This is a genomic window from Guyparkeria sp. (assembly GCF_041687595.1).
Classification (GTDB): Bacteria; Pseudomonadota; Gammaproteobacteria; order Halothiobacillales; family Halothiobacillaceae; genus Guyparkeria.
The window spans coordinates 14,746-22,000 of sequence record NZ_JAWLBP010000037.1; the positions used below are offsets into that span (position 1 = coordinate 14,746).

Below are 7,255 nucleotides of genomic sequence, written 5' to 3' on the forward strand. Positions count from 1 at the left end.
TCGACGGGGTACGTACAGTCCACGGCCGCGACCGGATTACTCGCTTCGCCCGCTATCGCCGAACTGGTTGGCGAATCCCTTGAAGGCGCTGGTCAGCTCCAGCGGCAAGGGGAAGAAGATGGAGCTGGTCTTGCCGTTGGTGGCCATGTCGCCCATCGTCTGCAGGTAGCGCAACTGCAGCGCGGCCGGGCTTTCCTTCATCATGTCGGCGGCCTGGACAAGCTTTTCGGCGGCCTGCAGTTCGCCCTCGGCGTGGATGACCTTGGCACGGCGTTCGCGCTCGGCCTCGGCCTGGCGGGCGATCGCGCGGATCATGGACTCGTCCAGGTCGACGTGCTTGATCTCGACGTTGGTCACCTTGATGCCCCAGGCGTCGGTCTGCTCGTCGAGGATGCTCTGGATGTCGTTGTTGAGCTTGTCGCGCTCGGAGAGCATCTCGTCGAGCTCGTGCTTGCCGAGCACCGAGCGCAGGGTGGTCTGGGCGAGCTGACTTGTCGCCTGGTAGTAGTTCTCCACCTGGATGACGGCCCGCTCGGAGTCGACCACGCGGAAGTAGAGCACCGCGTTGACGCGCACGGTGACGTTGTCCTGCGAGATCACGTCCTGGCTGGGCACGTCGAGGGTGATGATGCGCAGATCCACCTTGACCATCTGCTGGATCACCGGGATGACGATGATCAGCCCCGGCCCCTTGACGCGCTGGAAACGCCCCAGGAAGAACACCACGCCACGCTCGTACTCGCGCAGCACGCGCAGCGACATGGCAATGAGTGCCACCAGCACCACCAGCGGCACGACCAGAAATCCGAAATTGCCCAGAATCATGTCTCTCTCCCTCGCTCGTCAGGCGTTCTTGTTGTCCGAACCGACCGGCTCGACGGCCAGCCGCAGTCCATCGATGCTCACCACGCGCACCTGCTGGCCGGCATGCACCGGTCGCTCGGTATCCGCGGTCCACAGCTCGCTGTGAATCCAGACCCGCCCGCTGCGGTCGAAGTCTTCCTTGGCGGTACCGACCATGCCGATCAACTCCTCGTAGCCGATCGCCGGCTTTTTCCGTCGCAGATCGAGCAACCGGCCCAGCACCCAGATGGAGAAACCGGCCATGGCGATGGCCACGCCGACGATCAGTGGCCAGGCGATGTTCAGATTGGGGTCGTCCCAGAGCATGATGGATCCCGTGGTGAAGGCAATCAGACCGCCGATGCCGAGCGCACCAAAACTGGGCACGAAGGCCTCGGCGATCATGAAGACGATTCCGAGCAGGATCAGCGCCAGCCCGGCATAGTTGAGCGGCATGACCTGCAGGGCGAAGAAGGCCAGGATCAGGGAAATCGCCCCGATGGTCCCGGGCACGATCGCGCCCGGGTTGGCCAGTTCGAAAATGATCCCGTAGATCCCAATCAATAACAGGATATAGGCGATATTGGGATTGGTGATCACCGACAGCAGTTCGGTGCGCCAGTCGGGATCCTCGCTGACCACTTCCAGTCCCTCGGTCGACAGGGTGCGGACCACGCCGTTGACCGTCACCTCGTGGCCGTCGAGCTGGGCCAGCAGGTCGGTGACGTTCTCGGCGACGAACTCGATCACGTCGCGCTCGAGCGCCTCGCTCGCGGTGATGTTGAAGCCCTCGCGCACGGCGTCCTCGGCCCAGTCGGCGTTGCGGCCATGCCGCTCGGCCAGGCCGCGGATGTACGAGACCGCGTCCTCCAGCACCTTGCGCCCCATGGCGTCCTCGCCGCGACGCGGCTCCTTGTCCGCCGAGTCGGCCGTCCCTCCCTTCTCGCCACCATTTTCCCCGGCATCCTTCTCGTCCGCCGTCTTGTCGTCCTCCTCGTCCGGCGGCGTCATGCCCGGCAGGCCGCCGCCCCCGCCGATCTGCACGGGCGTGGCCGAGCCGATATTGGTCGAGGGAGTCATGGCCGCGATGTGCGAGCCGTAGAGGATGTAGGTGCCGGCACTGGCCGCCCGTGCACCGGCCGGGTGAACGTAGGTGGCCACCGGCACGTCGGCCCCCAGGATGGCCTGGATAATCGAGCGCATGCTCGAGTCCAGACCACCGGGGGTGTCGAGCTGCAGCACGACCAGCTCGGCGCGACGCTCCTCGGCCGTCCCGATGCCGCGGATGACGTAGTCGGCAGTGGCCGGCCCGATGGCGTCCTGCACGGTCAGGAGCACCGCCTGGCGACGCTCGTCCTGCGCCTGTGCGGCGAGCAACCAGGCGATGCCCATCAGGACCAACAGGGGCCAGAGCAGCATGCGCAGACCGCGCGCCCACCCAAGCTTCCTGACGGTTTGCCGCTCCGCGCTCATCGTTACTCCTGCCCTCCCGTTGACGGGAAACATTGTCGGGGGACGGACTGCATAGATCCTGTCCGCACGGTCCCCGAGGTCCTATCGGTCGACAGTGACAGCATAGGCCATTGGCCATTCGATGACAGCTAACGAAAAACCGCCCGGCAGGCGGGCGGTCGTGGCAGCGTGATGGCGGTGGGGTAAAGCCGACAGTGTCAGCCGCCTGTCATGGACATGAAGCGGATGACCTTCTCCGGCTTTTCCGTGAACTCGTGGCGTTCGGGCTTGAGGCTGATCGCCTGGATCAGCGCCTCCTTGAGTTCGTCGTCCGGGATGCCGCGGCGCAGCAATGGACGGAAGGAGAAGCTTTCCTCCTGGCCGAGGCACATGTACATGGTGCCGTCACAGCCCAGGCGCACCCGATTGCATGTCTCACAGAAATGCTCGGACATCGGGGTAATGAAACCGACCATGGTGTCGGTACCCGCCACTTGCAGGTAGCGGGCCGGGCCGGCACCGGTCACGGAGCTGACAGCCGGGATCAGGTCGTATTTCTCTTTCAGGCGCTTCTTGACGTCCTGGAGGCTGACGTAGTGGTCGATGGCGTCCCGACCGGTCTCGCCCATCGGCATGGTCTCGATCATGCGCAGGGTGAAGCCGTTGTCGATGCAGTAGTCGAGGAGGTCCTCGACGTCGTGCTCGTTGATGCCCTTCATCACGACCGCATTGATCTTGATCGGCGAGAATCCGGCGGCCTTCGCGGCGGCCAGTCCGTCGAGGACCTTGTCCACCTTCCCCTTGGTGATCGACTTGAAGCGCTCGGGGTCGAGGGTATCGAGACTGACGTTGATGCGGTCGGCGCCGGCGGCCTTGAGGGAATCGGCCATCTTGTTCATGCGCGTGGCATTGGTAGACAGCGACACGTCCCGGATGCCCGGCATGGCGCTGATCCCGCCGACAATGTCCTCAATGCCCTTGCGCACCAGCGGCTCGCCACCGGTGATGCGCACGTGGGACAGGCCCATGTCCGCCATGACGCCCACAAGTCGTTCGATCTCGCCGATCGTCAGCCAGTGCTCCGGTACCTCGAAGTCCTTGAATCCTTCCGGCATGCAGTAAAAGCACCGCAGGTCGCAGCGATCGGTCACGGACAGCCGCAGGTAATTGATGGAGCGGCCAAATGGGTCGGTCAACTGCTGCATCGCGTTTGCCTTTGCCGGTTGAATGCCCCCATCCGGGAGGCACCGTCTCGTTCGTCGGTCACGACACCGGCCAAGCGGCCAGTGTCGTCTGTATTGGGAGGCCCCGCCCTGATTCGAGGGGTCGGAATCGAATCACGGTGGGACCAGCTTTGCAGGAGTGAGTCACAGATGCGTCGTGTTCACTCGGACATAACGGTAATGACCGCCACGGGAAAATGCAAGCGCTATGGCGATAAAAACCTAACGCCCCCCCCGCTCGAACATCACGACGCGGATCCGTTGCCCGCCTCCACCCGCCAGTGGCCGCTCTTGCCGCCTCGCTTTTCGAGCAGACGCGTCTGCTCGATGACCATGCCGCGATCTACGGCCTTGCACATGTCGTAGAGTGTCAGCGCCGCCACCGAGGCGGCGGTCAGTGCTTCCATCTCCACCCCGGTCTGACCGGTAACGCCACATTCGGCCGTGATGCGCACCGAATGCCGCTCCGGCTCGGGCTGAAGATCAACCTTCACCCGGGTCAGCATCAGCGGGTGGCACATCGGAATCAGATCGCCGGTGCGCTTGGCCGCCATGATCCCGGCGATGCGGGCGGTGGCCAGCACGTCGCCCTTCTTGTGTCCGCCCGAGAGAATCAGGTCAAGGGTCTCCGGCTGCATGACGATCCGCGACTCGGCCACCGCGACGCGCTGGCTGTGCGCCTTCTCGCCGACGTCAACCATGCGCGCCTCGCCCTTCTCATCAATGTGCGTGAGTTTCTGACTCATGGTCCCAGCTCCTTGAAGGCGATGAATTCGACCGGATCGCCGGCGGCCAGCTCGGCCCCTTCCGGGATGAATGCCAGGCCGTCGGCCCAGGCAAGCGAGCTCAAGAGCCCGGAGTTCTGGTCGGGATACGGTTCGAGCACGATCCGACCGTCTCGCTGCACGCGACGCACCCGAATGTATTCCGGGCGGTCGGCACCGCGACGGGCCGTCGCCAGCGGCAGGGGCTGGGTCGGCAGGCTTCCCGGATCGGACTGGCCGGCGGCCTTTTCCAGGGCGGTGCGCACGAACAGCAGGAAGGTCACGAAGGTGGAGACCGGGTTGCCGGGCAGCCCGAAGAACGGCGTGCCCTGCACCTCTCCCACCGCCAGCGGCTTGCCCGGCTTGAGGAACACCCGCCAGTGATCGATGCGCCCCAAAGCCTCGACGCCAGCCCGGACCAGGTCCGCCTCGCCGACCGACACCCCGCCGGAGGTGACGATCAGGTCCGCGTCGGCCGCCTCGCGCAGGCGCGCCTCGATAATGTCCGCGTCGTCCGGCAGACTGGCGCGGCAGACGATCTCCGCCCCGGCCGAGTGCAGCAGGGCCTCCAGCATGGGGCCATTGGCGTCGTAGATCTTGCCGGGAGTGAAGGCCGCCCCCGGGTCCAGCAGTTCGTCGCCCGTGGTCAGCAAGGCCACCCGCGGGCGGCGAGTGACGCGCACCTCGGCCATCCCGGTGCTGGCGACAAGCCCGATCATGGACGGACCGATCCGCGTGCCGGCCGGCAACAGCACCTCGCCCTCGCGGGTGTCGGCCCCGGTCTGGCGTACGCCGGCGCCCGCGCTCAGTGACTCGGTGCAGCGAATGGCGTCCGCATCATCGGTCTCGGTCGACTCCTGGGCGATGACGGTGTCGGCCCCCTCGGGCAGCAGGGCGCCGGTAAAGATGCGCATGGCCGTTCCGGGGGCGAGGTGAGCCGGCGGGTCACCGGCAAACTGCTTGCCCGCCACGACGAACCGGTCGCCGCGGGCGACCGGGGCCCGCATCGCATAGCCATCGAACAGGCTCAGGGGCGCGACAGGAACATCCCGAGGGGCAATCAGGGGCTGGCACAGGACACGACCGACCGCGTCGGTAATCGGCACCGACTCGGTCTCCCCGATAACGGGGATCTGCTCGCGCACGCGCTCGATCACGCGACTGACGGATTCCACGGCAACCAGCCTCCTATTCGAAATCGGCGAACCAGCGACGGCGCGCCTGTTCGTCGCTCTCGCGGGCATCCACCCAGCGACTGTGCCCCTCGGGGTCGACCTCCTTCTTCCAGAAGGGGGCGTGGGTCTTCAGGTAATCCATGATGAAGGTGCAGGATTCCAGCGCATCCCCCCGATGCGCACTCGCCACGGCCACTAGTACGATCTGGTCGGTCGGTCGCAGGCGCCCGACTCGGTGAACAATGCTCACGCCCGCGAGCGGCCAACGGGAAATTGCCTCATCGGCCACCCGCTCCAGCGCCCGCTCGGTCATGCCCGGGTAGTGTTCGAGCACCAGGTCGCTGACCGCCAGATCGTCGTTGATGTCGCGCACGGTGCCGAGAAAACTGGCCACGGCCCCAACGTGCGCGCACTGCGCGCGCAGTTCGGAAAGAATGCAGCCGACGTCGAAATCGGCTTCCTGGACTTGGATGGATCTGTACACGGCGTGAGCTCGGCGTCCGGTTCGGATATTTCCGGCAGACTATAGCGAGATGACACACGCGGGCCAAGTGGCGACCATTCCCGGCAAGACAGGCTGATGCCCCATTAAATGTTCTGAATCGGGCTCGGTTGTTAATTAGCAGGTCCTGATGTAGATTGCTGCCGGTTCAATTTTTTGATCAGCCCAGACAAGACATGGCCCGTCTCCGAATTGACCCGGCGGGACAACCCATGAACAATAGCGGGCACCGTTGACGTCGGCAACATGCTGACCTGTCCACAAAAGCGCGCCTTCCGGTTGTCGGAGAACCGGCTGGCTCGGAATGGATCGAACACGAGTTGATCCGACCAATTGCCTACGATGCAGGAGTGAGCAATGTCAGAAACCACACTTGATAAGACGCCGCAGAGCGATGCCCGTGAGGGCGTGGCTTCCAGCGACCGTCGCAAATTCCTCCGCAAGAGCGTCGCGCTGGCGGCTTCCGGTGCTGCAGCTGCAGCCGCCGGCAACGCCTACGGTGACGTCGAGCTGGAGACCGTGAAGGAGCCGCTGGAAGACGGTCCGACCCGCAACATCCTCGGTCGGGGCGTCGTGTCCATCCCCTACGGCATGCCGTCGAAGTTCGAGAAGGACGTCAAGCGTCGCAACGTCAGCTGGCTGACCGCCGACACTGTCGCTTCCATCAGCTTCACCCCGTGGCAGGATCTACACGGCATCATCACGCCGAACGGGCTGCACTTCGAGCGCCACCACGCCGGTGCCGTCGACGTCGACCCGGACACCCATCAGCTGGTCATCCACGGCATGGTCGACAAGCCGATGGTCTTCTCGATGGACGATCTCAAGCGCATGCCGTCGCACACCGCCATCCACTTCCTCGAGTGCCCGGCCAACGGTGCAATGGAATGGCGCGGCGTCCAGATGGACTCCATGCAGTTCACCCACGGCATGATGAGCTGCTCCGAGTGGACCGGCGTCAAGCTGACCGACCTGATGGAATACGTCGGTGTCGATCCGAAGTCGACCTGGCTGTACGCCGAAGGCACCGACGGCTCGGCCCTGCAGCGTTCCATCCCGATGGAAGGCGCCAAGGACCAGTTCGGCGAGCCGATCCCGGCCGACCAGGCCGAGATGTACAAGGACGCCATGATCGCCTACGCCCAGAACGGCGAAGCGCTGCGTCCGGAAAACGGCTACCCGATCCGCTTCCTGCTTCCGGGCTGCGAAGCGAACATGTCGATCAAGTGGCTGCGCCGCATCAAGTTCGTCGACAAGCCGCTGGTCACCTACCAGGAGACTCGTCACTACATCGAG

The 7,255-nt window shown here is 64.9% G+C and carries 7 protein-coding genes; 1 reads left to right on the forward strand and 6 read right to left on the reverse strand.

Annotated elements, in window-relative coordinates; translation table 11 throughout:
* Positions 1–36: 36 nt before the first annotated feature.
* The 6 genes from ACESL5_RS06970 to ACESL5_RS06995 form a co-directional block, all read right to left on the reverse strand.
* Entirely contained in the window at positions 37–825 is a 789-nt protein-coding gene (locus tag ACESL5_RS06970; protein WP_372592055.1) for a slipin family protein, read from the reverse strand.
* Positions 826–843: 18 nt separating this feature from the next.
* Complete coding sequence (locus tag ACESL5_RS06975) at positions 844–2,262, reverse strand: NfeD family protein (RefSeq protein ID WP_372592056.1); 1,419 nt, start codon at positions 2,260–2,262, stop codon at positions 844–846.
* A gap of 251 nt (positions 2,263–2,513) precedes the next feature.
* Positions 2,514–3,500 (reverse strand): GTP 3',8-cyclase MoaA, encoded by a 987-nt coding sequence (gene moaA / locus ACESL5_RS06980; protein WP_372592057.1) that lies wholly within the window; start codon positions 3,498–3,500, stop codon positions 2,514–2,516.
* A gap of 263 nt (positions 3,501–3,763) precedes the next feature.
* Positions 3,764–4,264 carry a cyclic pyranopterin monophosphate synthase MoaC gene (moaC, locus tag ACESL5_RS06985; RefSeq protein ID WP_372592058.1) on the reverse strand — a complete coding sequence of 167 codons (501 nt, stop codon included), beginning with the start codon at positions 4,262–4,264 and terminating at the stop codon, positions 3,764–3,766.
* Entirely contained in the window at positions 4,261–5,457 is a 1,197-nt protein-coding gene (glp, locus tag ACESL5_RS06990; protein WP_372592059.1) for a gephyrin-like molybdotransferase Glp, read from the reverse strand. The genes moaC and glp overlap by 4 nt, the downstream gene beginning before the upstream one ends.
* Positions 5,458–5,470: 13 nt before the next feature.
* Positions 5,471–5,941, reverse strand: coding sequence for a molybdenum cofactor biosynthesis protein MoaE (locus tag ACESL5_RS06995; RefSeq protein WP_372592060.1), 471 nt, complete (start codon positions 5,939–5,941; stop codon positions 5,471–5,473).
* Positions 5,942–6,316: 375 nt separating this feature from the next.
* On the opposite strand from ACESL5_RS06995, the gene ACESL5_RS07000 reads away from it, so the two are divergent.
* Positions 6,317–7,255: molybdopterin-dependent oxidoreductase (locus ACESL5_RS07000; protein WP_372592061.1), on the forward strand; the 939-nt coding region annotated here is incomplete at its 3' end.

What these genes read in the sequence shown, in the direction of transcription:
- ACESL5_RS06970 (WP_372592055.1), bottom strand. Translation starts at nt 825, where the DNA reads ATGATTCTGGGCAATTTCGGATTTCTGGTCGTGCCGCTGGTGGTGCTG.
- ACESL5_RS06975 (WP_372592056.1), bottom strand. Translation starts at nt 2,262, where the DNA reads ATGCTGCTCTGGCCCCTGTTGGTCCTGATGGGCATCGCCTGGTTGCTC.
- moaA (WP_372592057.1), bottom strand. Translation starts at nt 3,500, where the DNA reads ATGCAGCAGTTGACCGACCCATTTGGCCGCTCCATCAATTACCTGCGG.
- moaC (WP_372592058.1), bottom strand. Translation starts at nt 4,264, where the DNA reads ATGAGTCAGAAACTCACGCACATTGATGAGAAGGGCGAGGCGCGCATG.